General features: G+C 71.8%; 24 protein-coding genes and 3 tRNA genes. 15 read left to right on the plus strand and 12 right to left on the minus strand.

What is annotated here, in order from left to right; translation table 11 throughout:
- Positions 1 to 71 precede the first annotated feature (71 nt).
- Entirely contained in the window at positions 72 to 404 is a 333-nt protein-coding gene (locus ACWGKQ_RS17055) for a plasmid stabilization protein (RefSeq protein WP_453292714.1), read from the minus strand.
- 41 nt (positions 405 to 445) lie between these two features.
- Entirely contained in the window at positions 446 to 1,540 is a 1,095-nt protein-coding gene (locus ACWGKQ_RS17060; protein WP_453292715.1) for a WD40/YVTN/BNR-like repeat-containing protein, read from the minus strand.
- 212 nt (positions 1,541 to 1,752) lie between these two features.
- On the opposite strand from ACWGKQ_RS17060, the gene ACWGKQ_RS17065 reads away from it, so the two are divergent.
- Positions 1,753 to 2,169, plus strand: a complete 417-nt coding sequence (locus ACWGKQ_RS17065; RefSeq protein WP_453292716.1) for an SsgA family sporulation/cell division regulator — start codon at positions 1,753 to 1,755, stop codon at positions 2,167 to 2,169.
- 1 nt (position 2,170) lies between these two features.
- Here the strand turns inward: ACWGKQ_RS17065 and ACWGKQ_RS17070 are convergent, their stop codons facing one another.
- On the minus strand, positions 2,171 to 3,013 hold the full coding sequence (locus ACWGKQ_RS17070) for an isocitrate lyase/PEP mutase family protein (RefSeq protein WP_453292717.1): 843 nt from the start codon (positions 3,011 to 3,013) through the stop codon (positions 2,171 to 2,173).
- Between the two features lie 353 nt (positions 3,014 to 3,366).
- Here ACWGKQ_RS17070 and ACWGKQ_RS17075 point away from each other — a divergent pair, with 353 nt between their 5' ends.
- The 4 genes from ACWGKQ_RS17075 (at position 3,367) to ACWGKQ_RS17090 (ending at position 7,993) form a co-directional block, all read left to right on the plus strand.
- The gene (locus ACWGKQ_RS17075; RefSeq protein WP_453292718.1) at positions 3,367 to 5,004 is read left to right on the plus strand and encodes an ABC-F family ATP-binding cassette domain-containing protein; all 1,638 of its coding nucleotides are present in this window, start codon (positions 3,367 to 3,369) and stop codon (positions 5,002 to 5,004) included.
- A gap of 97 nt (positions 5,005 to 5,101) precedes the next feature.
- The gene (gene ddaH, locus ACWGKQ_RS17080; protein ID WP_453292719.1) at positions 5,102 to 5,878 is read left to right on the plus strand and encodes a dimethylargininase; all 777 of its coding nucleotides are present in this window, start codon (positions 5,102 to 5,104) and stop codon (positions 5,876 to 5,878) included.
- Between the two features lie 226 nt (positions 5,879 to 6,104).
- Positions 6,105 to 7,079 (plus strand): acyl-ACP desaturase, encoded by a 975-nt coding sequence (locus tag ACWGKQ_RS17085; RefSeq protein WP_453292720.1) that lies wholly within the window; start codon positions 6,105 to 6,107, stop codon positions 7,077 to 7,079.
- A gap of 68 nt (positions 7,080 to 7,147) precedes the next feature.
- On the plus strand, positions 7,148 to 7,993 hold the full coding sequence (locus tag ACWGKQ_RS17090) for a hypothetical protein (protein WP_453292721.1): 846 nt from the start codon (positions 7,148 to 7,150) through the stop codon (positions 7,991 to 7,993).
- On the opposite strand, the gene ACWGKQ_RS17095 is transcribed toward ACWGKQ_RS17090, so the two are convergent.
- Positions 7,994 to 8,605, minus strand: a complete 612-nt coding sequence (locus ACWGKQ_RS17095; RefSeq protein ID WP_453292722.1) for a hypothetical protein — start codon at positions 8,603 to 8,605, stop codon at positions 7,994 to 7,996.
- A gap of 257 nt (positions 8,606 to 8,862) precedes the next feature.
- Positions 8,863 to 8,942: transfer RNA gene (locus ACWGKQ_RS17100), tRNA-Trp, on the minus strand.
- Between the two features lie 92 nt (positions 8,943 to 9,034).
- On the opposite strand from ACWGKQ_RS17100, the gene ACWGKQ_RS17105 reads away from it, so the two are divergent.
- Both ACWGKQ_RS17105 and ACWGKQ_RS17110 read left to right on the plus strand, forming a co-directional pair.
- A complete protein-coding gene (locus ACWGKQ_RS17105) occupies positions 9,035 to 10,438 on the plus strand; it encodes a vWA domain-containing protein (RefSeq protein ID WP_453292723.1) in 1,404 nt (467 codons plus the stop codon).
- Complete coding sequence (locus ACWGKQ_RS17110; protein ID WP_453292724.1) at positions 10,439 to 12,253, plus strand: AAA family ATPase; 1,815 nt, start codon at positions 10,439 to 10,441, stop codon at positions 12,251 to 12,253.
- A gap of 169 nt (positions 12,254 to 12,422) precedes the next feature.
- Here ACWGKQ_RS17110 and ACWGKQ_RS17115 read toward each other — a convergent pair whose 3' ends face one another.
- The 4 genes from ACWGKQ_RS17115 to ACWGKQ_RS17130 form a co-directional block, all read right to left on the minus strand.
- The gene (locus tag ACWGKQ_RS17115; RefSeq protein ID WP_453292725.1) at positions 12,423 to 13,751 is read right to left on the minus strand and encodes an SDR family NAD(P)-dependent oxidoreductase; all 1,329 of its coding nucleotides are present in this window, start codon (positions 13,749 to 13,751) and stop codon (positions 12,423 to 12,425) included.
- Positions 13,752 to 13,778: 27 nt separating this feature from the next.
- A tRNA-Gly gene (locus ACWGKQ_RS17120) sits at positions 13,779 to 13,850 on the minus strand.
- 11 nt (positions 13,851 to 13,861) lie between these two features.
- Positions 13,862 to 13,932: transfer RNA gene (locus ACWGKQ_RS17125), tRNA-Ala, on the minus strand.
- A 67-nt stretch (positions 13,933 to 13,999) separates the two neighbouring features.
- Positions 14,000 to 14,254, minus strand: a complete 255-nt coding sequence (locus ACWGKQ_RS17130) for a WhiB family transcriptional regulator (RefSeq protein ID WP_453292748.1) — start codon at positions 14,252 to 14,254, stop codon at positions 14,000 to 14,002.
- A 259-nt stretch (positions 14,255 to 14,513) separates the two neighbouring features.
- Here ACWGKQ_RS17130 and ACWGKQ_RS17135 point away from each other — a divergent pair, with 259 nt between their 5' ends.
- Positions 14,514 to 15,305 (plus strand): VOC family protein, encoded by a 792-nt coding sequence (locus ACWGKQ_RS17135; protein ID WP_453292749.1) that lies wholly within the window; start codon positions 14,514 to 14,516, stop codon positions 15,303 to 15,305.
- A 62-nt stretch (positions 15,306 to 15,367) separates the two neighbouring features.
- Here the strand turns inward: ACWGKQ_RS17135 and ACWGKQ_RS17140 are convergent, their stop codons facing one another.
- Positions 15,368 to 16,396, minus strand: coding sequence for a LacI family DNA-binding transcriptional regulator (locus ACWGKQ_RS17140; RefSeq protein ID WP_453292726.1), 1,029 nt, complete (start codon positions 16,394 to 16,396; stop codon positions 15,368 to 15,370).
- Positions 16,397 to 16,529: 133 nt separating this feature from the next.
- Positions 16,530 to 17,549, minus strand: coding sequence for a non-homologous end-joining DNA ligase (gene ligD / locus ACWGKQ_RS17145; RefSeq protein WP_453292727.1), 1,020 nt, complete (start codon positions 17,547 to 17,549; stop codon positions 16,530 to 16,532).
- Positions 17,550 to 17,667: 118 nt separating this feature from the next.
- Between ligD and ACWGKQ_RS17150 the strand changes: the two genes are divergently transcribed.
- Both ACWGKQ_RS17150 and ACWGKQ_RS17155 read left to right on the plus strand, forming a co-directional pair.
- Positions 17,668 to 18,732 carry an ATP-dependent DNA ligase gene (locus tag ACWGKQ_RS17150; RefSeq protein ID WP_453292728.1) on the plus strand — a complete coding sequence of 355 codons (1,065 nt, stop codon included), beginning with the start codon at positions 17,668 to 17,670 and terminating at the stop codon, positions 18,730 to 18,732.
- A gap of 134 nt (positions 18,733 to 18,866) precedes the next feature.
- Positions 18,867 to 19,856, plus strand: a complete 990-nt coding sequence (locus ACWGKQ_RS17155; RefSeq protein WP_453292729.1) for a DUF3048 domain-containing protein — start codon at positions 18,867 to 18,869, stop codon at positions 19,854 to 19,856.
- Here ACWGKQ_RS17155 and ACWGKQ_RS17160 read toward each other — a convergent pair.
- The gene (locus tag ACWGKQ_RS17160) at positions 19,826 to 20,317 is read right to left on the minus strand and encodes a MarR family winged helix-turn-helix transcriptional regulator (protein WP_453292730.1); all 492 of its coding nucleotides are present in this window, start codon (positions 20,315 to 20,317) and stop codon (positions 19,826 to 19,828) included. The genes ACWGKQ_RS17155 and ACWGKQ_RS17160 overlap by 31 nt on opposite strands.
- A 184-nt stretch (positions 20,318 to 20,501) precedes the next feature.
- On the opposite strand from ACWGKQ_RS17160, the gene ACWGKQ_RS17165 reads away from it, so the two are divergent.
- The 5 genes from ACWGKQ_RS17165 (at position 20,502) to pcaG (ending at position 24,568) form a co-directional block, all read left to right on the plus strand.
- Positions 20,502 to 21,257: a CoA transferase subunit A gene (locus ACWGKQ_RS17165; RefSeq protein ID WP_453292731.1), complete on the plus strand. Its 756-nt coding sequence runs from the start codon at positions 20,502 to 20,504 to the stop codon at positions 21,255 to 21,257.
- Positions 21,257 to 21,901, plus strand: coding sequence for a CoA transferase subunit B (locus ACWGKQ_RS17170; RefSeq protein WP_453292732.1), 645 nt, complete (start codon positions 21,257 to 21,259; stop codon positions 21,899 to 21,901). The genes ACWGKQ_RS17165 and ACWGKQ_RS17170 overlap by 1 nt, the downstream gene beginning before the upstream one ends.
- Positions 21,898 to 23,100, plus strand: a complete 1,203-nt coding sequence (locus ACWGKQ_RS17175; protein WP_453292733.1) for a thiolase family protein — start codon at positions 21,898 to 21,900, stop codon at positions 23,098 to 23,100. The genes ACWGKQ_RS17170 and ACWGKQ_RS17175 overlap by 4 nt, the downstream gene beginning before the upstream one ends.
- A gap of 85 nt (positions 23,101 to 23,185) precedes the next feature.
- Positions 23,186 to 23,959, plus strand: coding sequence for a protocatechuate 3,4-dioxygenase subunit beta (gene pcaH, locus ACWGKQ_RS17180; protein ID WP_453292734.1), 774 nt, complete (start codon positions 23,186 to 23,188; stop codon positions 23,957 to 23,959).
- Between the two features lie 6 nt (positions 23,960 to 23,965).
- On the plus strand, positions 23,966 to 24,568 hold the full coding sequence (pcaG, locus tag ACWGKQ_RS17185; RefSeq protein ID WP_453292735.1) for a protocatechuate 3,4-dioxygenase subunit alpha: 603 nt from the start codon (positions 23,966 to 23,968) through the stop codon (positions 24,566 to 24,568).
- Positions 24,569 to 24,572: the final 4 nt, after the last annotated feature.

The following is a 24,572-nucleotide window of genomic DNA, read 5'->3' on the forward strand; positions in this document are numbered from 1 at the left end:
GGTGGGCACGAGCGTACGGCGTGCCACGCGCGCGTGCGCTGACGGGTCAGGACCCCGCGTACGGCCCGGCGTCAGCTCTTCTCGGCGTTCAGGGCGCGTTGCAGCTGCGCCTTGTTCATGTCCGAACGGCCCTCGATGCCGCGCTGTTGGGCCTCCTCGTAGAGCTGGTCGTAGGTCGGGCCCTGAGCGCCGCTGTGGGACCGTTTGCCGCCGCGCCGGCCGGACGACATGTCCTCGATGGACGTCCGGCTCGCGGTCCTGGACTCACCGGACCGGGCGCGTTCCTTGTTGACGGTCCGGGCGGCGATCTCCTCGGCGCGGCCCTGGCTCTCGCCGCGGTCGAGCGCGCTCTCCTTGATGTGCTCGTACTGACGTTCCCGCTTGGGGCTGGATCCGCGTGGCATGACCGCTCCTTTCCCCGGTGTGCGGAACGGGTACCCCCTGATCAGTTCTCCAGGCGTGCCGCCCGCCCCTGCTCGCCGGCCGCCCAGCAGCTGAGGTCCGGTGTGCAGGTCACCGTGTCGTACGAGCCGGTGTCGACGGTCCGCCAGGTGCGGCCGCCGTCGGTGGTCAGGTCGGTGCCGGTGGGGCCGACGGCGAGGGCCCTGGTGCGGCTGTGCGGGAGCCAGGCCACGCCGGAGCGGTAGGCGGGCGGCGGGGTGGCGGCGGGCCGCCAGCTGCGGCCGCCGTCCGGGGTGACCGCGGCCGCCTGCGGTGAGGCCTGGTCGGCGCGGTAGTCGCCGCCGACCGCGAGGCCGTGCCGGCGGTCGCGGAAGGCGAGGGCGAAGACGCCCTTGGCCGGATCGCCGGCCGGGACGGTCGTGTCGGCGGCGGTCCAGGTCAGGCCGCGGTCGGTGGAGTGCAGCACGCGCGCGTGGGCGCCGCCGCCGGTGGCCAGCCAGGCGTCCTTCGGCCCGGAGGTGACCAGGCACTGGCCGCTCGCCGCGAAGCCCGCCTCGCCGTCCAGGGCGGCCGGCATGCCGTCGGCCGGCAGCACGCGCCAGGAACGGCCGCCGTCGCTCGTCGACAGGATGCGGAACTTCCCGTCGACCGGGTCGCTCATGGCGAGGCCGTGCCGGCGGTCGAAGAAGGCCATGCAGTCGTAGAAGGCGGCGGGGTCGGTGTTGCGGAAGGACTCCGTCCAGGTCCGGCCGCCGTCGTCGGTGCGGTAGACCCGGGACGCCTCGCCCTCGCCGATGGCCAGCACCACCGCGCGGCGCGCGTCGAACGCCTCGACGTCCCGGAACTGGAGGTCGCCCGCGCCCGGCGGAGAGACGTTCCGCCAGCTCGTCCCGCCGTCCGTGGTGCGCAGGACGGTACCGGCGGTACCGGCCAGCCAGGCGGTGTTCCGGTCGACGGCGGCCAGGCCCCGGAACCGCACGTCCGGGGTGCCCGTGTCCTTGAGCTCCCAGTGCGGTGCCCGCGTCGTGGCCTGCGCCGAACCGGCGGTCAGCGCGGCCAGCGCCGCCGTGCACGCCACCCCCACCGCGACCGCCCGGCCGGTACGTCGGGCTCGTCCTGTGCGTCGCGTGCTCCCCATGCGCCTCATGGCGCGCGAAGCTATCCGACCGTCACGGCGCCGTCCAGAGGGCCCGGCAGCCCCTGGCGCCAGGTAAGCCCCGGGTGTGAATAAGGCCGGTGACAGAGGTCACTCGCACTACGCGTGCACGGATCTGTCGCTTCCGTCGTCTCTTCAAGTGCCAGGTCTCACACGCCCGGAAATTCGTACGACCGTCACGAGGGAGCAAGGCGTTGTCCACCGTCATCGAGCAGCCCGTAGAGGCCCGCCTGGTCGCCGCGTCGCCGCGCATGCCGAGCATTCCCGCCACCCTGCGCTACGACCGCGAGGACCCCTTCGCGGTGCGCATGACCTTCCCGGCCCCGGCCACCCTGGAGGGGGTCGACGTCTGCTGGACGTTCTCCCGCGAGCTGCTGGCAGCCGGGCTGCACGCGCCCGAGGGCAATGGTGACGTCCGGGTGCGGCCGTACGGCTACGACCGGACCGTGCTGGAGTTCCACGCCCCCGAGGGCACCGCCGTCATCCATGTGCGCACGGGCGAGATACGCCGGTTCCTGGAGGCCACCGGCGACCTGGTCCCCACCGGCCTCGAACACCTCCAGCTGGACCTGGACCACGACCTGGCCGAGCTGATGCGCGACGCCTGCTGAGTCAGTTCTTCCGCGCCAGCAGGGTGTTGAGCTCGCCGTAGCCGATCCCGCCCGCCAGTGCCCCGTACGTTCCCGCGTCCAGCAGCTCCCGTGCGGCGCGGCGGACGGACGCGTGTGCGGCCTCGGCCAGGCCGGAACCGGCGCTCACCCGGGCCACACCGAGGGCGGCCAGTTCGGCGACGGCCGGCGCGCCCGGGCCCACCAGCACGTTCAGCGGCAGGCCGACACCCTCGACGAGTGCCTTGACCGTCTCCGGATCGACAACCCCGGGGACGAAGATCCCGTCGGCGCCCGCGGCCCGGAAGGCGGCGGCCCGCTCCAGGGTGGCGTCCACTCCCCCCGCGGCGCGCAGGAAGGTGTCGATCCGGGCGTTCACGAACAACGGCACCCCCGCCGCGTCCGCGGCCGCCCGCGCGGCAGCGATGCGCTCGACCTGCCCCGCGACCGACCGCAGCGGCCCGCTCCCCTCCGTGCCGTACAGGGCGTCCTCGATGTTGACGCCCACCGCGCCCGCCGCGAGCACCGCGCGGACGGTGTCGGCGACACCCTCCGGGTCCTCGGCGTACCCGCTCTCGATGTCGGCGCTGACCGGAACCCGCACCGTGGCGACGATGCGCCCCACGGCCTCCAGCGCCCGGTCCCGGTCCAGCCGGTCGCCGTCGACGGCGCCGAGGGCCCAGGCCAGCCCGGCACTGGTGGTCGCCACCGCGGCGGCGCCCGCGTCCTCGGCGAGCCGGGCGCTCACCGCGTCCCAGGCGTTCGGGAGGACGAGCGGCCGCCCCGGGACGTGCAGGGCGTGGAAGGCGCGGGCCTGGTCCCGGAGGGTGCTCTGGTTCGTCGTCATGCGGACGACTCAATCACCCGGTGCAGGACGGAGGCTGGCAGGAATCCGACCTGCATGTGGAGCCCGGCGGGGCTCGCGTTCCGTGCGTCGACGCCGCCGTTTAATGCGTTGACGGCGCGCCGAACCCGCTCGTACGGTGGTGCACGTCCTGTTGTCGCCGATTGGAGAAGGACGTTGCTCGTCTGAGGTTCCGAGACACCGCGTCACACCCGTGAGGTGTGTCTGTGGCGTTCGACCTCGGCGTGTGAGCCGTCCTCCCGGCGCAGGATCCCTTCCTGGCCCATTCGGCTGCTGCCTCGCGGTGTCTCGACACGTGTCTGTCCCCCGACACCGCAAGCAACCGCGAGGCGCCCATGTCTGCATCCGTCACCGTCACGTCCCTGTCCTTCGCCTGGCCCGACGGCTCCCCCGTCTTCGACGGCCTGGACATCTCCTTCGGCCCCGGCCGCACCGGCCTGGTCGGCGTCAACGGATCAGGGAAATCAACGCTCCTGAAGCTCGTCGCCGGTGAGCTCACCCCGGCCGACGGCACCGTCAAGGTGGCCGGCGAGGTCGGCTGCCTCCCGCAGAACGTCACGCTCGACACCACGCTGCGCGTCGACGAGGCGCTCGGTATCGCCGCCCGGCGGGCCGCGCTGCACGCCATCGAGGCGGGTGACGTGTCCGAGGCGCACTTCGAGACGGTCGGCGACGACTGGGACGTCGAGGAGCGCGCCCTGGTCACCCTCGGCGAACTCGGGCTCGGCCACATCGGCCTGGACCGGAGCGTCGGCGAGGTGTCCGGCGGCGAGTCGGTGCTGCTGCGGCTGGCCGCGCTGCTGCTGCGGCGCCCGGACGTGCTGCTGCTCGACGAGCCCACCAACAACCTCGACCTGTACGCCCGCAAGCGGCTGTACGCGGCCGTCGCGTCCTGGCCGGGCGTGCTGATCGTGGTCAGCCACGACCGCGAACTCCTCGACCTGGTCGACCAGATCGCCGACCTGCGCACCGGGGAGGTCACCTGGTACGGCGGCAACTTCTCGGCGTACGAGGAGGCGCTCGCGGTCGAACAGGAGGCGGCCGAACGCATGGTGCGGGTCGCCGAGGCCGATGTCCGCAAGCAGAAACGCGAACTGTCCGACGCCCAGGTCAAACTGGCCCGCCGCAAGCGGTACGGGCAGAAGATGTTCGAGCAGAAGCGCGAGCCGAAGATCGTCATGGGGGCGCGCAGACGCGCGGCCCAGGAGTCCGCGGGCAAGCACCGCATCATGCACGAGGAGCGGCTCAGCGAGGCGAAGGAGCGGCTGGACGAGGCGGTGGAGGCGGTACGGGACGACGACGAGATCCGCGTCGAACTGCCTTGCACGGCCGTGCCGCCGGGCCGGAACGTGCTGACGCTGGAGAATCTGGAGCTCGCGCACGGCTCGCGGGTGAAGGGGATCCTCGATCTGCGCGGGCCCGAGCGGATCGCGCTGATCGGGCGCAACGGCGCGGGCAAGACGACGCTGCTGCGGACGATCGCCGGGGAGCTGGCGCCGGTCGCGGGCGAGGCGCACGCGCACGTGCCGCTGCGTTTCCTGCCGCAGCGGCTGGACGTCCTCGACGACGAGCTGACCGTCGCCGAGAACGTGGCCCGGTTCGCACCGGACGCCGGCAACAACCGGATCCGGGCCCGGCTGGCCCGCTTCCTGTTCCGGGGCTCCCGGGCAGACCAGCAGGCGGGGACGCTGTCCGGCGGCGAGCGCTTCCGGGCGGCGCTGGCCGCGCTGCTGCTGGCCGAGCCGGCGCCGCAGTTGCTGATGCTGGACGAGCCGACGAACAACCTGGACATGGCGAGCGTCCGCCAGCTCACCACGGCTCTGGAGTCGTACGCGGGCGCCCTGATCGTGGCCAGTCACGACCTACCGTTCCTGGAGTCGATCGGGATCACCCGGTGGCTGCTGATGGCGGACGGGGAGCTGACGGGCACGACTCCGGACGAGGTGGCCGGGCTCGGAGAGGGCACAGCCTGACAACGGGGGGTTTTGTCGGCACGGACCCGCCCTGCATGATGGCGGTCCGGCGCCCCGCGATGGTCGCCGGACCGAACCCCGACCCCGGAGACCCGTCGTGCCCAGCAAGAAGGCCCTCATCCGCCGCCCCAGCCCGCTCCTCGCCGAAGGCCTGGTGACGCACATCGAGCGGGAGAAGGTCGATGTCGAGCTCGCCCAGGAGCAGTGGGAGGCGTACGCGGAGACGCTGCGCGCGCACGGCTGGGAGACCGTCGAGGTCGATCCGGAGGACGGCTGCCCGGACTCGGTGTTCGTCGAGGACACGGTCGTCATGTACAAGAACGTGGCGCTGATCACCCGGCCCGGCGCCGAGTCCCGGCGCGAGGAGACGGCCGGTGTGGAGGAGGCGGTGGCCCGCCTCGGCTGCTCGGTGAACTGGGTCTGGGAGCCGGGCACCCTGGACGGCGGTGACGTGCTCAAGGTCGGCGACACCGTCTACGTCGGCCGCGGCGGGCGGACCAACGCGGCCGGGGTGCAGCAGTTGCGGGCCGCATTCGAGCCGCTGGGCGCGCGGGTGGTCGCGGTACCGGTGAGCAAGGTGCTGCATCTGAAGTCGGCGGTGACCGCGCTGCCCGACGGAACGATTCTGGGGCACATCCCGAACGTGGACCGGCCCTCGCTGTTCCCGGGCTTCCTGGCGGTGCCGGAGGACGCGGGCTCCCATGTGGTGCTGCTCGGCGGTGGCAAGGTGCTGATGTCGGCGAGCGCCCCGAAGACCGCGGAACTGCTGGCCGATCTCGGCCACGAGGTGGTCACCGTGGACATCTCCGAGTTCGAGAAACTGGAGGGGTGTGTGACGTGCCTCTCCGTACGGCTGCGGGACTTGTACGCCTGACGGGTGATCGTTTCACCTCTTCAGTCCCGGGACCTGCGGGTCCCGGGGCTGGTCGGCATGTCCCGATTCGCCTTGGGCACCGGGCCTGATCAGCGATCTTTACAGCACCCTTAACCTACGGCTTCGTAACCTACGGTTTCGTAGCCTACGATCGCGTAGGTTCCGGCACCGCTCGCCGGTCTTCTCCCGTTCATCCGCTCTTGTTCGACGTCCCCCTGGAGTTCTCGTGACGATCACTTCTCCCCATCTCGGCAGCTCGTCCGCCTGGACCGACGCTCGGCTGCTGTACGCCCTGGAGGAAGTGGTCGAGACAGAGCTGAACCGGCATCTGAAGGTCGCCAAGGACTGGATGCCGCACGAGTACGTGCCCTGGACGGACGCCCGTAACTTCCCCGGTTTCTTCGAGGACGGTCAGGCCTGGGGCAAGGAGCAGTCCAAGGTCACCGAGATCGGCCGGATCGCCCTGGTGGTGAACCTGCTCACCGAGGACAACCTGCCCAGCTACCACCACGAGATCGCCTCGCTGTTCGGCCGGGACGGCGCCTGGGGCACCTGGGTGCACCGCTGGACCGCCGAGGAGGGCCGGCACGGCATCGTGATGCGCGACTACCTGCTCGCCTCGCGTGCGGTGGACCCGGACAAGCTGGAGCAGTTCCGGATGTCGCACATGAGCGAGGGCTTCGAGTCCGACAACCGGCACTCGATGCTGCACTCGGTCGCCTACGTCGCCTTCCAGGAACTCGCGACCCGCATCTCGCACCGCAACACCGGCCACCAGTCCGGCGACCCGGTCTGCGACCGCATGCTGTCCCGCATCGCGACCGACGAGAACCTGCACATGGTCTTCTACCGGAACCTGCTCAAGGCCGCCTTCGAACTCGCCCCGGACCTCACCATGCAGGCGGTACGCGACGTCGTCGTCGACTTCCGCATGCCCGGCCACGGCATCCCCGGCTTCGAGCGGGCCGCCGCCCAGATGGCCATCGGCGAGGTCTACAACCTGCGCATCCACCACGACGACGTACTCCAGCCGGTGCTGCGCCACCTGAAGGTCCTGGAGATTGACGGCCTCGGCCCGGAGGGCCTGCAGGCGCAGGAGGAACTCGGCCTGTTCATGGGCGGACTGAACGCGGAGGCCACGAAGTTCGACGAGAAGCTGGCCGCGCGCAAGGCCCGGATGGCAACGCGCGCCGGCGCCTGACGCCCCGCCGGACGGGCGCCCGGATTTTTCCGGTGCGCCCTGTCGGTGACCTGCGGCATCATTCGCCCATGCGCGCTGACACCACCTCCGGCCGGGCGGCCGGCTTCCTGCTGGACCTGATCGGCTCCGCGGACGCCGACCGGGTACGCGCGCGGGTCGGGCTGCCCCGCCCGGCACCGGAGGATCTCCGGGAAGCCAGGCGCCGGATCCCCTGGGGGCTGTCGGCGCTGCCGTCCTCGGTGGTGCTGTGGATGCTCCAGGAGGACGACCCGGATCTCAACGCTGTCGTCTGGCGTCTGCTCACCCACCGGGACACGGCGTTGCGACGGGCCATCCTGGACGGAGTGCCGTTCGGCCCCGGCCGGCTGCTCGCGGTGGAGGTGGACCCGGTCCTGCGCGACGACTACGCGGCACCGCCGGTCCCCGACCGGATCACCCGCATCGGACTGGTACCGGCCCTGCGCGAGTCGGTCTCCATGGCCGCCGCGCAGGAGGCCGCCTCCATGGTCTACCGGCGTGAGCACTGGCAGACGGTCGCCGAGGCGGACCGCGAGAACTCCCTGCCCGGCTATGTCCGCTGGGCCCTGTCCGTCCGCCCGGACTGCCCGCCCTCGCTGCGCGCCCAGTTCGGCTCCCACCGCAAGTTCGACTTCCGGGTCCGCCAGGCGGGGATCATGGACGGACCCGCCACGTACGCCTTGGAGCACGGACCGGCCCTGGAGGTACTCAACGTGCTCTCCCTGGGCCACGTGATGTTCCCGCGCCGCGCCGCCGAGGCCGAGGACGCCCTGCGCCCGCTGGTCCGAGACCACCTGGGCGACCGCGAGGAGGCCTGGGCGGTACTTGCCCAGCTCCTCGACACCTTCCACGGCACGACCGGGGAACTCGTCAGGACCGCGGGGGCCATCGCCTAGCTAGGACGCCACCCGCTGTTTGTACCGGTCCGGATAGCGTTCGGTGAACTTCACGGCCCAGACCAGCAGGGCGATGGGGACGACCCAGTCGAACCAGTCGCTGCCCGCCGGGATCCGGATGGCCAGCCAGGTGGACAGGGCCATCAGCGCGAAGACGGCGCCCCAGGCCGCGGTCAGCACGGTGTTGACGTGTCTGAAGACGGCCGAGTCCCAGTGCTCGCGCGGCACCGAGTGGCGGGCGTACTGCGCGGTGAAGGGGTCGGACAGCAGGGAGCCGAGTGCCACCACGGCCACCACCGCGCTGGAGACGACCTGCGCGTACGTCTCCAGCCAGATCAGCTCGTGGCGGTCCAGGGCGAGGGCCAGGACGCAGAGCACGGCGAAGAACACGATGGCGACCATGTCCAGCAGGAAGAACCGGCCCCGGAGCATGTCCTTGCCGGAGAGCACGACGGCGGCGATCAGCGCGGCCAGTGCCGCGTACTCCCAGGTGCTGGGGCTCGCCACGACACCGAAGATCACCCATGGGGCGAAGGAGAAGAACACGCTCCCGGCGCCGACGGGCTTCTCGACCCGGGTCCGGGTGGCGGGCCGCTGTTCGGTGTTTCCCATGGGAGCCCCTCCCATCGCCACGTGCTCTCCTACCAGCGTGCCGCGCGGACCGGCCGCTCGCATGCCTGCCGGTCGCCGGGGCGCCCGGACCGCGCCCCTGCCTGCCGGTGTGCGACCTGTCGGCACGGCTCCTGTGGTGCACGAAGTCGGACCCGACCTGGGCGCGCCGCGGGGGCCGGAAGTGCTGCGATGTGCTGTTGTGGCTGGTCGCGCCCACGCGGCGGTAGCCGCACATTCAGTACAGCCCCGCGCTTCCGTGGGGGGGCGGGGCGGCCGGATTCGAACCGGCGTGTTCTGGTTCTGGAGACCGGTGCGCCTGCCTCTGCGCTACGGCCCCGCCCTTGCGGCAGATCGTAATGCCTTGGCCCGTTGTCAGTGCCGGCTGGTACCAATGGAGCACGGGGGGAACCGCGGCGCGGGGGACGGCACATGGCGTACGGAGAGCGGGGGCGGGCACGTCCTGTGGGGGTCGACCTGGCCGACCGCAGGGCACTTGAGGCGTACCGGCCGGCGGATCCGGCGGTGGTGGCGCAGGCGCGGCGGCTGAAGGAGGCCGCGCTGCTGGACTTCGGGCTGACGGAGTCGGCGGTGGCCTCGTGGCTGTACTCGAAGTGCCCGCACCAGATCCCGACGACGGCGGTGGACACGGCGGCCGTGGTCGCCTCGGGCGACGGTACCTGTCTGCTGCTCTACAACCCTGGCTTTTTCGTCGGACTGGGCCTGGACGGCGTGAAGTTCGTGCTGTTCCACGAGGCCCGGCACCTGGTGCACCGCCATCTCCTGGCCGATCCCGAGCTGCGCGAGGACCCGGTGTTCACACTCGCCGCCGAGGTCGCCATCAACCACGTGGCCCTCGTCCGCCTCGGCCGCACCGGGTTGCCCCTGCTGGACGGCCGGCCGACGGGTGTCGACCCGCGCACGGTGTACGACGCCTACCACGAGGACCTGACGGCCCACGGCCTGGAGCCGCTCGCGTACGAGGAGTTCGTCGAGACCGACATGCGGATCTACGGCGAGCTCAAGCGCATGTGCGATCCGCCGGTGCCGCCGCTCCTGTGTCCGCACCTGGTGGCCGGCCTGGTACCCGCCGACCAGGAGACGGTCGACGCGGTGACCTCGTCCGCGCTGCTCAACTCCCTGCTGGCGGCCCGGCGCGGACACGGGGGCGCGGAGCACGAGCTGCTCGACCTGATGAGCCGCACGGAGGACGGGTCGGCGCGGGCCGCGAAGCTCTGGGGGAAACTGGGCGCGGGCATGCTGCGTGGCGAGACCACCCGCACCGGGACCGTCGACTGGTGGCAGCGCTGGCTGGTGGACGTCCTGGGCTCCCGGCTGCGCGACGGCGAGCGGCTGGTGTACCCGAAGAAGCGCGGCGCGCTGCTCGCGGCCCTCGGCCAGGACCCGATGCTCGCCCGGCGCGGCCCGGTGCGCGACAAGGTGCTGGTCATCGCCTACGACACCTCGGGCTCGATGCCGGACCGGGTGATCGACTGGCTCACCCGGCTCGTCGGCCGGATCGACGGGGTGGCGGCGCACTGGCTGTCCTTCGACGCCGTGGTGATGCCGTTCCGGCCCGGGGAGCGGGTGTACGGCGGGGGCGGCACCAGCTTCCAGGTGGTCGCGGACTACGTGGAGGGCCGTACCGAAGTGGCGGGCCGGCGCTGCGAGGTGAACCCGGACGCGGTCGTCGTCCTCACCGACGGATACGCGCCGCCGATCACCCCGGCCGAGCCGGAGAAATGGATCTGGCTGATCACAGAGGGCGGCCACGACTGGCCCGAGACGCACGCACCCGCGATGGACTGCCATCGCGTCACCACGGGATCACGGTAGATGAGCACAGAAACGCAGGGAACACAGGAGACACAGCGGTCGGCCGCCTCCCGGCTGGAGTCCTTCATCGACGCGATGATCGACATGGGGCAGACGGGGCAGGTCTTCGGCGAGCACGGGATCGGCAAGACGGCGACGTTCTTCTCGCACCTCGCCCGCGCCCACCCGGACACCACGCTGGTGTACGTGCCTGCGGCGAACCTGACCCCGGACGACCTGCTGGTCAACGCGCCGGTCCGGGACCCGCACACGGGCGAACTGGTGCTGCGCCAGCTGGTGATGAGCCAGCTCAAGCCGGACCGGCCGTTCGTGCTGCTCATCGACGACTCGTTGCAGGCGGGCGACACGATCCAGTCGCAGCTCATGCAGGTGGCCTGCAACTGGTCGCTGGGCGAGCACGATCTGCGCGCCCTGGGCTGCGTCGGCGTGTTCCTCACCGACAACGAGTCGCTGTCGGAGACCTCGGCACGCCGTGGTGACCTGGCACTCCTGGACCGCATGGTGACGATCCGGATCACGGCGAACGACACCTCGTGGCGCCGGCATCTCGCGGCCAAGTACCGCCCGTGGGACCTGCGTGCGGTGTTCTCCCTGTGGGCGTCCCTCTCCCCCGCGCTGCGCGAGCTGCTCTCCCCGCGCACCCTCGACCATGTGCTGGCCAACGCGCGCGAGGGCTTCCCGCTGCGCTGGGGCCTGCCGCTGGTCGACGGCGAGCGGCTGCGGCTGGCCGAACCGGGCCCGGACGGACGGCCGGGGCCGGACCGCACGGCCGAGATCCTCGACCGGATCGCGGCGAGTGTGGGCGTGGCCAACCCGGCGACGATCTCGGACCCGGTGCGGCAGGTGGTGCGGGCGGCGCTGCGCAACCGCTGGACGGTGCTGCTCCAGGGCCCGCCGGGCTGCGGCAAGACGGAGCTGGTCCGCGAGACCCTGCGCGCGGGTCTTGGCCGGGACCCCCTGTACTTCTCGCTGCCGGTGACGAACGTCGAGGACCTGTGCGCACCGGTCCCGTCCCCGGACGGCACGCTCGACAACCTCCTCGCCGCGCCCTTCACGGGTCCGGAGCCCAAGGCGATCGTGTGGGACGAGTACAACCGGCCCAAGGACAAGGCCGCGTTCGCCAAACTGATGGAGGTCACCCAGGAGTGGTCGCTGGCGGGACGGCGGATCGAGAACCTGCGGGCCCAGATAGCCGTGCAGAATCCGCCGTACCATCTGGGCCGCAAGCTGCTGGTCTCACGGAACAACATCGCCCAGGCGACCCGGTTCACGGCGTCGCTGACGGTCGAGCCCGAGGACATCCCGGCCAATGAGTGGCTGCTCGCGCGGTACGGCCGGGACGCCGAGACGGTTCTGGAGTGGTGGAAGCACGACATCGACGACGAGGGCCGGGCCTGGATCACCAAGCGGACCCTGGAGCGGCTGGTCAAGCTGCACCGCAAGGGGCTGCCGCTGGAGATGGGCACGGTCTACCTCGGCGACGGCGAGTACGCGCCGGTGCCGCTGACGGCCCTCGTCGACCGCTTCCGGGGCCGCCCGGTCACCGGGCTGCGCGAGCTGGCCCGGGACGTCGACGCCTGGGAGGCCCGGCTGCGCAGGGCCGCCGCACACTCCGACGAGGGCGGCGACGACAGCGACGTGGTGCACCAGATCCTCGCCAACGCGGAGCTGTCCCAGCTGAAGAGAGACCGGGCGGCGGTGGGCCGCCTGGTGGCGCTGCTTCCGGCCAAGCTGCGTGCGACCTACCTGGTGGGGGTGTCGGAGCGGCAGCAGCGGTTCTGGATGGAGGTCTTCACGGACCTGCGGCGGAGCTGACGGTCAGGCCTGTGGCGGCGCGGTCCGGTGTGGGTCAGGACGAGGTGGGCGAGGCGGTGTTCGGAGCCGGACAGGGCCCGGCCGATGGTGTCGGCGGCGGCCGCCGGGCGCGGCATGACGTGCGGGACACGGGCGAAAGTCCCCTGCTGAGCGCCCTGCGGGTCCTCGGTCACCACTCCGCCTCCCGGTAGTCCTTCAGGAACACCCCCGACACCGGGTCCCCGGCCTCGCCGCGCACGATCGGGTCGTACACGCGGGCCGCGCCGTCGACGATGTCGAGGGGGGTGCGAAAACCGGCGCCCGCCATCCGGGCCTTCTTCGGGGCCGGGTTCTCGTCGGTGATCCAGCCGGTGTCGACGGCGCACATGTGGACGCCCCGCTCGGCGAGTTCGGCGGCGCTGGTGCGGGTGAGCATGTTGAGGGCGGCCTTGGCCATGTTGGTGTGCGGATGGCCCGCCATCTTGTTGCGGACGGTGAAACGGCCCTCTACGGCGGTCACGTTGACCACGTAGCGACGCGGACGCGGCGAGGCCAGCAGCAGCGGCAGCAGCCGGTCGCACAGCAGTGCCGGGGCGAGGGCGTTGACGAGCTGGGTCTCCAGGACCTCGGCCGGGTCGAGGTCGCCGAGCCGGGCCGACCAGGAGTTCTCGGGCGACGGGTCGGGCAGCAGTCCGGCCTCGTCGGCCTCGCGCAGTGCGACGGGCAGCGCCGCGGCCGAGCCCGCCAGGCTGCGCACCGGAGTGAATCCGGGGGCCTGCCGGACGCCCGGGGGCAGCGCGTCGGGTTCGCCGGCGGCCAGCAGGGCGTACGACTCGGGCGGTCTGCGCACGGTCTGGGCCGCGTTGTTGACGAGGATGTCCAGCGGCTTGCCCTCCTGCCGCAACTCCTCGCACAGGCCGAGGACCTGGCGCGGGTCACGCAGGTCGACGGCGAGGACGGTGAGCCGGTCCAGCCACCCGGCGCTGCCCGGCGCCGCCTCGAAACGCCGCCGGGTGTCGTACGGGAAGCGCGAGGTGACGACGACGTCGGCGCCGTCGCGCAGCATCATCAGGGCCAGCTGGAAGCCGATCTTCACCCTGCCGCCGGTGAGCAGCACCCGGCGGCCGCCGAGGTCGGTGCTCAGGGCGCGGCGTGCGGTGTTGTCGGCGGCGCAGTCGGGGCAGAGCCGGTGGTAGAAGGTGTCGACCTGTCGATAGGGCGACTTGCAGACGTAGCAGGTCCGCGGCTTCCGAAAGACGCCGCCGGCGCCGGGTACGGCCAGCGGCGCGTCCTCGCGGCGGTCCAGGGCGCCGGTCGCGGTCGCGGCCATCACGGCGGCGTCGGCCGCCGACGTCTCGGTGCCGCGCGTCCTGCGGCGGCGCAGCCGGCCGTCGCGGGCGAAGGAGGCGGCGACCTGCTCGGCACGCAGCCGCACCGGGTCGTCGACGGGCAGCGCCCGCAGCTTCCCCACCACCTGGTGGAAAGCCGCCAGTTCCGCCTCGGTGATCGCCTCGCTCATCCGCCCCGCCCCGTGTCCGCCGTACCGCGGTCCCGGCCGGATTCGAACCGGCGTATCCACCTTGGCAAGGCGGCGAGTCTGCCTCTGCTCTACAGGACCTCGTCACGCGGCCCGGACGACCGGATTCGAACCGGCGTGTCCCGCATGCCATGCGGTGCGTCTGCCTCTGCGCTACGTCCGGCCGCGTCCCGGGATGGTATCCGGGCCTGGGCGTACGGCCGAACCGCATTTCCCGGGCGGGCGTGGGTTCAGCGGGACCCGCGGCGCAGTTCCAGGCGTTCCTTCTCGGACAGGCCGCCCCAGACGCCGAAGCGTTCGTCGTTGTCCAGCGCGTATTCCAGGCAGGCCGAACGCATCTCGCACATACCGCAGATGCGCTTGGCCTCGCGCACCGAGCTGCCGGGCTCGGGAAAGAAGAAGTCCGCCCCGGTCTGCGCGCACAACGCCTGTGCCTGCCAGGCCGGGACGGGCGTGCGGGGCGAGGTGATGGTGTCGAAGTGCATGGCCAGGATCGTGCCGGGCGGCGAAAAACGTTCGATCAACGCCCGCTCAACGTGGCGGCGGCAGACTGCCGCAGCCTCGATCATGCGCCTCGGCGCCACGCCCGTGCACGGCGGCACGCGGAACGAATGGGAAACTCGGCGATTGCGTCGGGTGACCCTGGGTAACCGGACTGCGGTGGGCGTGGTCGGGCAGCGTTTGTCAGTGGGCGGTGGAAGACTCGGCCCAGCAGTGAACAGGACCCTTCCGAGGAGGGCGATGATGCTCACCACCCGTTTCGTCAACGGCGCTCCCAACTGGATCGACCTCGGCACACCCGAGATCGACGGTGCCGTCTCCTTCTACAACGGTCTCTTCGGCTGGCAGTTCCAGTCGGCGGGTCCCGACGCCGGCGGTTACGGATTCTTCCAGCTGGACGGCAGGACCGTCGCCGGCGGTATGCAGACCACCCCGGAGCAGGGTCCGCCGTCCTGGACCGTGTACTTCCAGAGCGGGGACGCGCAGGCCACCGCGAAGGCGGCCGAGCAGGCGCACGGCGGCGTCCTCGCCCAGCCGATGGACGTGATGGGCCAGGGCCACCTGGCGGTCCTCGCCGACCAGGCGGGCGTGCCCTTCGGCATCTGGCAGCCGGCACTGACCAAGGGGGTCGACGTGGCGGGCGATCCCGGCTCGCTGTGCTGGGTCGAGCTGTACACCCCGGACATCGCGGCCGCCGCGGCTTTCTACCACAAGACGCTCGGCCTGGAGACCTCCGGCGTGCCCTTCCCCGGCGGCACCTACACCTGCGTCAACCCGCCGGGCGGGGACGACGCGTCGATGTTCGGCGGGATGGTCCCGCTGGCCGAGGACCCGGCCGAGGCGCAGGCCGGTGCGTACTGGCTGCCGTACTTCGAGGTGGAGGACCCGGACGCGGTGGTCGAGAAGGCCCAGCAGACGGGCGGCAGGGTGCGGATGCCGGCGACCACGCTGGAGGGTGTGGGCCGGATGGCGAAGCTGGCCGATCCGTACGGCGCGCGCTTCGCGGTGATCAAGGGCGAACCGCAGCAGACCTGAGGGCCCGCCCGAGGCGGAGGCCGGGGCCGGTCAGGCGGTCAGGCGGTCAGGCGGTCAGGCGGTCAGGCGGTCGCGCGCCGTATCAGGGTCGTCGGCAGGACGACGCTGGACGGCGCGCCGGCCGCCGACGCGCCGCGGTTCAGCGTGGCCAGCAGCAGCCGGGCCATCAACCGGCCCATCTCCTCGATGTCCTGACGGACCGTCGTCAGCGGCGGCTCGGTCTGTTCGGCGACGGGCAGCACATCGTCGAAGCCGATCACGGCGACGTCCTCGGGCACCCGGCGGCCGCGCTCGCGCAGGACCCGCAGGGCGCCGAGCGCGGTGAGGTCGTTGGCGGCGAACACGGCGTCCACGTCCGGGCAGCGGTCGAGGAGTTCGCCCATGGCGCGCTCACCGCCGGACGGGGTGAAGTCGCTGGCGACTACCAGCCGGGGGTCGGCCTCGCCCATGACGTCGCGGTAGCCCTGGAGGCGGTCGGCCGCCGACGTCTGGTCCAGTGGTCCGGTGATGTGCGCGATCCGGGTCCTGCCGAGGCCGGCGAGATGGCGTACTGCGTCCTCGGCGCCGCCCCGGTTGTCGCAGTCGACGTACACGGCGCTCTTCGAACCGCCGCTCCAGCCGGGCCGGCCGCCGAACACGGTGGGGACCTTGGCACCCTCGATCAGGCCGGGCAGCGGGTCGTCGAGGTGGAGCGAGAAGACCAGCGCGCCGTCCACATGGCCGCCGGCGAGATAGCGGGCCACCCGCGCGTGGTCGTCCCGCCCCTCGGTGAGCAGCAGCACGAGCTGGTTGTCGTGGGCGGTCAGCTCCTTGCTGATGCCGCGCAGTTGGAGCGCGAAGAAGGGGTCGGTGAAGATCCGGGTCTCCGGTTCGGCGATGACGACGGCGACGGCGTCGTGCCGTCTGGTGACGAGGCTGCGGGCCGCCTGGTTGGGGACGTAGCCGAGTTCCTCGACCGCCCGGCGCACCCGCTCGACGAGGGGCTCGCGCACGCCGTCCCCGCCGTTGACGACCCGTGACACGGTGGCCCGGGACACTCCGGCCCGCGCGGCCACGGCCTCCAGCGTGGGGCGGGACACTGCCTCGGACACCTCGGCCCTCCTCGTCGGCGGCTGGCGATCAGCATAGTCCCGGGCGCCGCCGGGCGGTGAGAGCGCTCCCGGGGCCGTACCGCCTGCCGGCGGTCACCGGGCGCCCTCAAGTCCCGCCGTCCAAGTCCCGCCGTCAGGAGGGCTGTTCGGGCCGCGCCCGGCTCGGCTGGACGCGTTTGGGCTCGCCCGGCATCTTCGGGTACTCCGGCGGGTAGGGCAGGTCGCCGAGGCCGTGCTCGTGTTCGTCGCGGCGGGCGAGTTCCAGCAGGGCGTCGAGGGAGTAGGCGTGGTCGTCCATGTCGGCGTGCACGTCGCCGACTTCGGCGAACCGGGCCGGCATGGTGGCGAGGTCGAAGTCGGCGGGCTGTATGTCGTCGACCTCCGCCCAGTGCAGCGGCGCGGAGACGGGCGCGTTCGGGCGGGGCCGCAGGGAGTAGGCGGAGGCGATGGTGCGGTCGCGCGCTGTCTGATTGTAATCAACAAAGATTCGCTCGCCGCGTTCCTCCTTCCACCACTTGATGGTCACCCGGTCCGGCATCCGGCGTTCCAGCTCGCGGCCCACGGCGATCGCCGCGCGCCGGACCTGGGTGAAGGTCCAGCGGGGTTCGATGGGCACGAAGACATGCAGGCCGCGACCGCCGGAGGTCTTGGGCCAGCCCCGCAGTCCGCCGAACTCGTCGAGGACGGCGCGCAGTTCATGGGCGGCGCGGACCGCGTCGGCGAAGTCGGTGCCGGGCTGTGGGTCGAGGTCGATACGGAGCTCGTCGGGCCGGTCGACGTCACCGCTCCGCACCGGCCAGGGGTGGAAGGTGAGCGTGCCGTACTGCGCGGCCCACACCACGGCGGCCTCCTCGGTGGGGCACATCTCGTCGGCGGTACGGCCGCTGGGGAAGGTGATGTGGGCGGTGGGGATCCAGTCGGGCATGCCCTTGGGGGCGCGCTTCTGGTAGAACCACTCGCCCTCGATGCCGTCCGGGTAGCGCTGGAGGGTGGTGGGGCGGTCGCGCAGGGCGCGCAGGATGCCGGGGGCCACGGCCGCGTAGTAGCGGGCGACGTCCAGCTTGGTGAAACCGCGCTCCGGGAAGAACACCTTGTCCGGACTGGACAGCCGTACGGTCCGGCCGGCCACCTCCAGTTGCACCGCATCGCCCATGCGGCCACGGTAGGCGCACCAATCCCACCGCGCATATCGGCTCGACACGGTCCCTCGGGCCTCGGTGGGGGGGACCGCGTGGCGAGCGCGCACCGGGGACCGCTCGTAGAGTCATGGCATGGATCTGCCGGTGATGCCGCCCGTGAAGCCGATGCTCGCCAAGTCGGTGGCGACGATCCCGCCGGACATGCAGTACGAGGCGAAGTGGGATGGCTTCCGCGCGATCGTGTTCCGGGACGGTGCCGAGGTGGAACTCGGTAGTCGTACCGGGAAGCCGTTGACCAGGTATTTCCCCGAGCTGGTGGCGGCGCTGAAGGAGCGGGTGCCCGAGCGGTGCGTGCTGGACGGGGAGATCGTCATCGCCCGGGAGGGCCGGCTGGACTTCGACGCGCTGACCGAGCGGATCCATCCGGCGGACTCCCGGGTGCGCACGCTGGCGGAGCGGACCCCCGCCTCCTTCGTCGCCTTCGACCTGCTGGCACTGGCCGAACAGTCGCTGCTCGACGTCCCGCTGACCGACCGCCGAGCGCTGCTCACCAGGGCGCTGGAAGGGGTCACCCCGCCGGTGTATCTGGCTCCGGCCACGACCGATGTCGAGGTGGCACGGCAGTGGTTCGAGCAGTACGAGGGAGCAGGCCTGGACGGGGTCGTCGCCAAGCCGCTCACCCTGCGCTACCGGCAGGACGAGCGTGTCATGTTCAAGGTCAAGCACGAGCGGACGGCCGACGTCGTGGTGGCCGGCTACCGCCTCCACAAGAGCGGCCCCGTGGTGGGCTCGCTGCTGCTGGGTCTGTACGACGACCGGGGCGCCCTCCAGCACGTGGGCGTGTCGGCCGCGTTCCCGATGAAGCGGCGGGCCGAGCTGATCGAGGAGCTGGAGCCGCTGCGCCTGGCCGACGTCTCCGGGCATCCGTGGGCGGCCTGGGCGGAGGAGGCCGCCCACGAGTCGGCCCGGCTGCCCGGCGCACCGAGCCGCTGGTCGGGCAAGAAGGACCTGTCCTGGGTGCCGCTGCGGCCGGAGCGGGTGGCCGAGGTGGCGTACGACCACATGGAGAACGGGGCACGCTTCCGGCACACGGCCCGCTTCCGCCGCTGGCGCCCGGACCGCACCCCGGAGAGCTGTACCTACGCCCAGCTGGAGGAGCCGGTGCGCTACGACCTCACGGAGATCCTGGGGTCCTGAACCGCCCCGACCACCCCGACTGCCCCGACTGCCCGCGATCGGGTTCGACCGGGTATGGCCCCCGATGACCCGTTGAACGCACAATCAAGCAAGAGGGTGAACGGGGCGGGACGAACGGGGTGGCAGCGGTGGGCATGCAGCACAGGGCGCCGACGCGCCGAACCGTCCTGACGGCGGCACTGGCGGCGGCCGCGACGGCGGCCTCCCTCACGGCGGGCTGCACCCGGCACGGCCCGACGGACGACGGCCGCGCGCCGCAGGGCACCCCGACACCGAGCGAGGGCACCCCGACACCGAGTGGGCAGCAGGCCACCGGATCCGTGCTGGCCGTGAAGATCGACAACGTGGCCGCGGCCCGCCCCCAGACCGGTCTCGACGCGGCGGACGTGGTGTACGCGGAGCAGGTCGAGGGCGGGCTCAGCCGACTGATGGCGGTGTTCGCCACCGAGCTCCCCGAGGTCGTCGGCCCCGTCCGCAGCGCCCGCGAGTCCGACCTGGAACTGCTGCGCCAGTTCCACCGGCCGACGCTCGCCTTCTCCGGCGCCCAGAAGAAACTGCTCCCCCTGATCGGCAAGGCCCCGTTGAAGCCGGAGTCCCCCGCGGAGGCGTCCGGCGCCTACTACCGGGGCACCGGCAGACCGGCCCCGCACAACCTGTACCTGCGCCCGGCCAAGCTGATGGACGGGGCCCCCGGCAGGGCGGCGCTCACCACCGGCTTCCGCTACGGACCGGCACCATCCGGCGGCACGGCCACCGCCTCGCGCACCGTGCGGTACCCGGCGGCCCGCTTCACCTTCACCTGGTCCGCCGACCGGAAGCGTTGGCTGGTGTCCATGGACGGCACACCGGACCGGACGACGGCGGGCAGCCGGCTGGCACCGGCGACGGTCGTGGTGCAGCACGTGCGGGTGACGAAGTCGGCGTTTCACGACGTGCTCGGCAACTACACGCCGTTCACCCAGACGGTGGGCTCGGGGAAAGCGGAAGTACTGCGGGACGGGCGGTCGTTCGAGGCCACCTGGTCCCGCCCGGCGGCCACCGACGGAACGACGTTCACGGACGCGGACGGCAGCCCGCTGAACTTCGCCGACGGTCAGGTGTGGGTGGTGTTCGCCAAGGCCTGACCCTGCGGCGCGGCCGGCTCGGCCGGGTTGCGCAGGCCCTCCGCCGCGTCCGAGACCCTGCGGATCAGGTCGAAGAACCGGGTCTGCTCCTCGGCCGAGAGCGGGGCCAGGAAGACCTGGTTCATCCGGGCGGTGCGCACGGCGAGCTTGCGGTGGGTGCGCAGGCCGTCGTCGGTGAGGCGCAGCAGGAAGCGGCGGCCGTCCTGCGGGTCGCGCACCTTGTCCAGGAGCCCGCGCCGGCCCAGCCGGCTGATGACCTCGGCGATGGTCGACCGGTCCAGGCCCACCCGCTCCCCCACGGTCCGCTGGTCCAGTCCCGGCTCGGCGACGAGCGCGTTCAGTACGGCGAACTGCGGCGAGGTGATCTCCTCCGAGACCATCGTGTTCCACAGCAGGTAGTGGGCCTGCTGGAGCCGCCGGGCCAGGTGCCCGGGGTGGGTGGTGAGGTCCACCGCGGCCATATGCGCTCCCATGGTCCGAATTCGTTGGTGTACTGAACGATACCCGCAGCCCTCCCCCCTGTCTGTACACCCGTCTGCCATCAGCCCAGGTCTTGACGGGTGGCGACGGCAGTGGCAGCGTGGCAGACATCTCGCTGAAATACTCAGTGCCCTGATTAATTCGCTGAGAGATGAGGCTGCACGGATGGACAAGGTGGTCGCCACGGCCGAGGAGGCGGTGGCCGATGTGCCGGAGGGCGCGTCGCTGGCGGTGGGCGGGTTCGGGCTGAGCGGTGTCCCGAACGTGCTGATCGGGGCGTTGTACCAGCGGGAGGTGGGCGGCCTGTCGGTGGTCTCGAACAACTGCGGGGCGATGGACACGGGTCTTGCCGTCCTGCTCGCCGCCGGACGGATCGCCCGCGTGACCGGCTCCTATATCGGGGCCAACAAGGAGTTCGCGCGCCAGTATCTGGCCGGTGAGCTGGAGGTGGAGCTGATCCCGCAGGGCACCCTGGCGGAGCGGCTGCGGGCGGGCGGCGCCGGGATCCCCGCCTTCTACACCCCCGCCGGTGTGGGCACCCAGGTCGCGGAGGGCGGACTGCCGTGGCGTTACGACGGCTCCGGCGGGGTGGCGCTGGCATCCCCGGCGAAGGAGGTGCGGGAGTTCGACGGCACCGAGTACGTCCTGGAGCGGGGTATCCGCACGGACTTCGCGCTGGTCCGGGCGGCGAAGGGCGACCGGCACGGGAACCTGGTGTTCAACAAGTCCACCCGGAACTTCAACCCCCTGGCCGCGATGGCCGGCAAGGTCACGATCGCCGAGGTGGAAGAACTCGTGGAGCCCGGCGAGATCGACCCGGACGCGGTGCATCTGCCGGGGATCTTCGTACAGCGGGTGGTGGCCCTCACCCCCGAGCAGGCGGCGGACAAGAAGATCGAGCAGCGGACGGTGAGCAGCTGATGGCCTGGACGCGCCAGGAGATGGCCGCGCGGGCGGCCCGCGAGCTCGAGGACGGCCAGTACGTCAACCTCGGGATCGGGCTGCCGACGCTGATCCCGAACTATCTGCCCGAGGGGGTGGAGGTGGTCCTGGAGTCGGAGAACGGCATCCTGGGCACCGGCCCCTACCCCACCGAGGACGCCGTCGACCCGGATCTGATCAACGCCGGGAAGGAGACCGTCACGGTCCTGCCCGGCGCCTCCTTCTTCGACTCCGCCCTGTCCTTCTCGATGATCCGCGGCGGCCACATCGACGTCGCCGTACTGGGGGCGATGCAGGTCTCCGCCGGCGGGGACCTCGCCAACTGGGCGATCCCCGGCAAGCTCGTCACCGGGATCGGCGGGGCGATGGACCTGGTGCACGGTGCCCGCACGGTCATCGTGGTGATGACCCACACCGCCAAGGACGGCTCGCCGAAGATCCTGACCGAGTGCGCACTGCCGCTGACCGGGAAGGCCTGCGTGGACCGGATCATCACCGACCTGGGTGTCCTGGACGTCACCGACGACGGACTCGTCCTCGTGGAGACCGCGCCCGGGGTCGGTGCCGAGGAGATCATCGCCAAGACCGACGCGAAACTCACTGTCCCGGAGGGCCTGCTGTGAACACGGTGTACATCGTCGACGCGGTCCGTACGCCGATCGGCCGCTACAACGGCGGCCTCGCGGGCGTACGCCCGGACGACCTGGCCGCACACGCCATCCGTGAACTCCTCGCCCGCACCCCGGCCCTGGACCCCGCCCGGATCGAGGACGTCTACTTCGGCAACGCCAACGGCGCCGGCGAGGAGAACCGCAACGTCGGCCGGATGGCCGCGCTGCTCGCCGGACTGCCGACGTCCGTACCGGGGGTGACGGTCAACCGGCTGTGCGCCTCCGGGCTGGAAGCGGTGATCCAGGCCGCCCGCGCCATCGCGGTGGGCGATGCGTCCATCGCCGTGGCCGGCGGTGTGGAGTCGATGACCCGGGCGCCGTACGTGCTGCCCAAGAACGACCGGCCGTTCCCCGCCGGGCACGCCGAGCTGTACTCGACCACGCTGGGCTGGCGCATGGTCAACCCCGAGATGCCGCCGCAGTGGACCATCCCGCTCGGCGAGAGCGCGGAACGCATCGCCGACAAGCACAAGATCAGCCGGGAGCAGCAGGACGAGTTCGCGCTCGCCTCGCACCGGAAGGCGGCCGCCGCCCAGGAACAGGGCCTGTTCGACGCCGAGCTGGCGCCCGTGCCGGTCCCGCAGCGCAAGGGCGACCCGGTCCCCTTCGCCGCCGACGAATGCGTACGCCCGGATGCCTCTCTCACCGCGATGGCCAGGCTCAAGCCGTCCTTCCGTACGGAGGGCGGCACCGTGACCGCGGGCAACGCCTCCCCCCTCAACGACGGCGCGGCGGCGCTGCTGCTGACCGACGAGGAGGGCCTCAGGGCGCTCGGGCGGGAGCCGCTGGCCCGGGTCGGTGCGACCGGGGTGTCCGGGATCGACCCGGACTACTTCGGGCTGGCGCCCGTCGAAGCGGTGACGCGTGCGCTGGGCAAGGCCGGCAAGGGGTTCGGTGATCTGTCGGTCCTTGAGCTGAACGAGGCGTTCGCGGCGCAGGTGCTGGGGTGTGTCGCCGAGTGGCCCGAGTTCGATCCGGCGATCCTCAATCCGCAGGGTGGAGCCATTGCCTTGGGGCACCCGTTGGGAGCGTCCGGTGCGCGGCTGGCGGGGACCGTGGCGCATCAGCTTGCGCGGCGTGGCGGCGGTATCGGTGTCGCCAGCCTTTGCATCGGCGTCGGGCAAGGGCTCGCGCTTGTTCTTGAGCGATAGGTCGTAGGGCACCTGCGGGTGCGTTGTGGCTGGTCGCGCAGTTCCCCGCGCCCCTAAAAGCAGGGCGCTTCACCTAGGACTTCTCATGACACTCACCCAAGCTGATATCGACGTCGAAATCGCTGCCGAGCACGCCGCCTATGAGAAGCGCGTGGCCGGAGGCGGCCCCGTCGAGCATCACCCCCGCCGTGACTACGCCCCTTACCGGTCCTCCGTGCTCCGGCATCCGAAACAGCCCCTGGTCGCCATCGACACGGCCAAGGACCCGGAGCTGGTGGAGCTTCACTCCCCCGCGTTCGGGGAGCGGGACATCACCGGGATAGACAATGATCTGACCCGGCAGCACAGCGGTGAGCCGGTCGGGGAGCGGATCACCGTGTCCGGGCGGCTCCTCGACCGGGACGGGCGGCCGGTGCGGGGGCAGCTGATCGAGATCTGGCAGGCCAACTCGGCGGGCCGCTACGCACACCAGCGCGAGCAGCACGACGCCCCGCTGGACCCCAACTTCACGGGTGTCGGCCGTACGATCACCGACGCCGACGGCGGCTACCACTTCACCACGATCCAGCCGGGCCCCTACCCCTGGCGCAACCACCTCAACGCCTGGCGTCCGGCGCACATCCACTTCTCGATGTTCGGTTCGGCGTTCACGCAGCGGCTGGTGACGCAGATGTACTTCCCGAGCGACCCGCTGTTCCCGTACGACCCGATCATCCAGTCGGTGACGGACGACGCGGCCCGGCAGCGCCTGGTCGCGACCTACGACCACGGCCTGTCCGTACCGGAGTTCTCGATGGGCTACCACTGGGACATCGTGCTGGACGGCCCCGCCGCCACCTGGCTCGAAGAAGGACGCTGACCTGCCATGACGAAGATCGACACGAGCAGCCCCGAGCGCGTGCTGCCCACCCCGTCGCACACGGTCGGCCCGTTCTACGGCTATGCGCTGCCGTTCCGCGGCGGCGAGGACATCGCGCCGCTCGGGCACCCGGACACGATCACGGTCCACGGGTACGTCTACGACGGGGCGGGCACCCCGCTGCCCGACGCGCTCGTGGAAGTGTGGGGCGCCGACCCGGACGGGAACGTGTCCACGACCGACGGTTCGATCCGCCGGGACCCGGCGACCGGTGACTACCTCGGCCGCAACGGCGTGGAGTTCACCGGCTGGGGCCGGATCCAGACGGACACCGACGGGCACTGGTACACGCGGACGCTGCGGCCCGGCGCCCGTGGCGGCAACGCGCCCTACCTGAGCCTGTGCGTGTTCGCGCGCGGCCTGCTGGTGCACCTGTTCACCCGGGTCTACCTGCCGGGCGACGACGCGGCGCTCGCCGCCGACCCGCTGCTCACCCGGGTGGGCGAGCGGCGCGACACGCTGATCGCCGCGGACGAGGGCCGTGGGACCTACCGTTTCGACATCCGCCTTCAGGGCGAGGGCGAGACGGTCTTCCTGGAGTTCCAGTGAGTTC

The sequence above is a fragment of the Streptomyces sp. NPDC054770 genome (assembly GCF_053611985.1).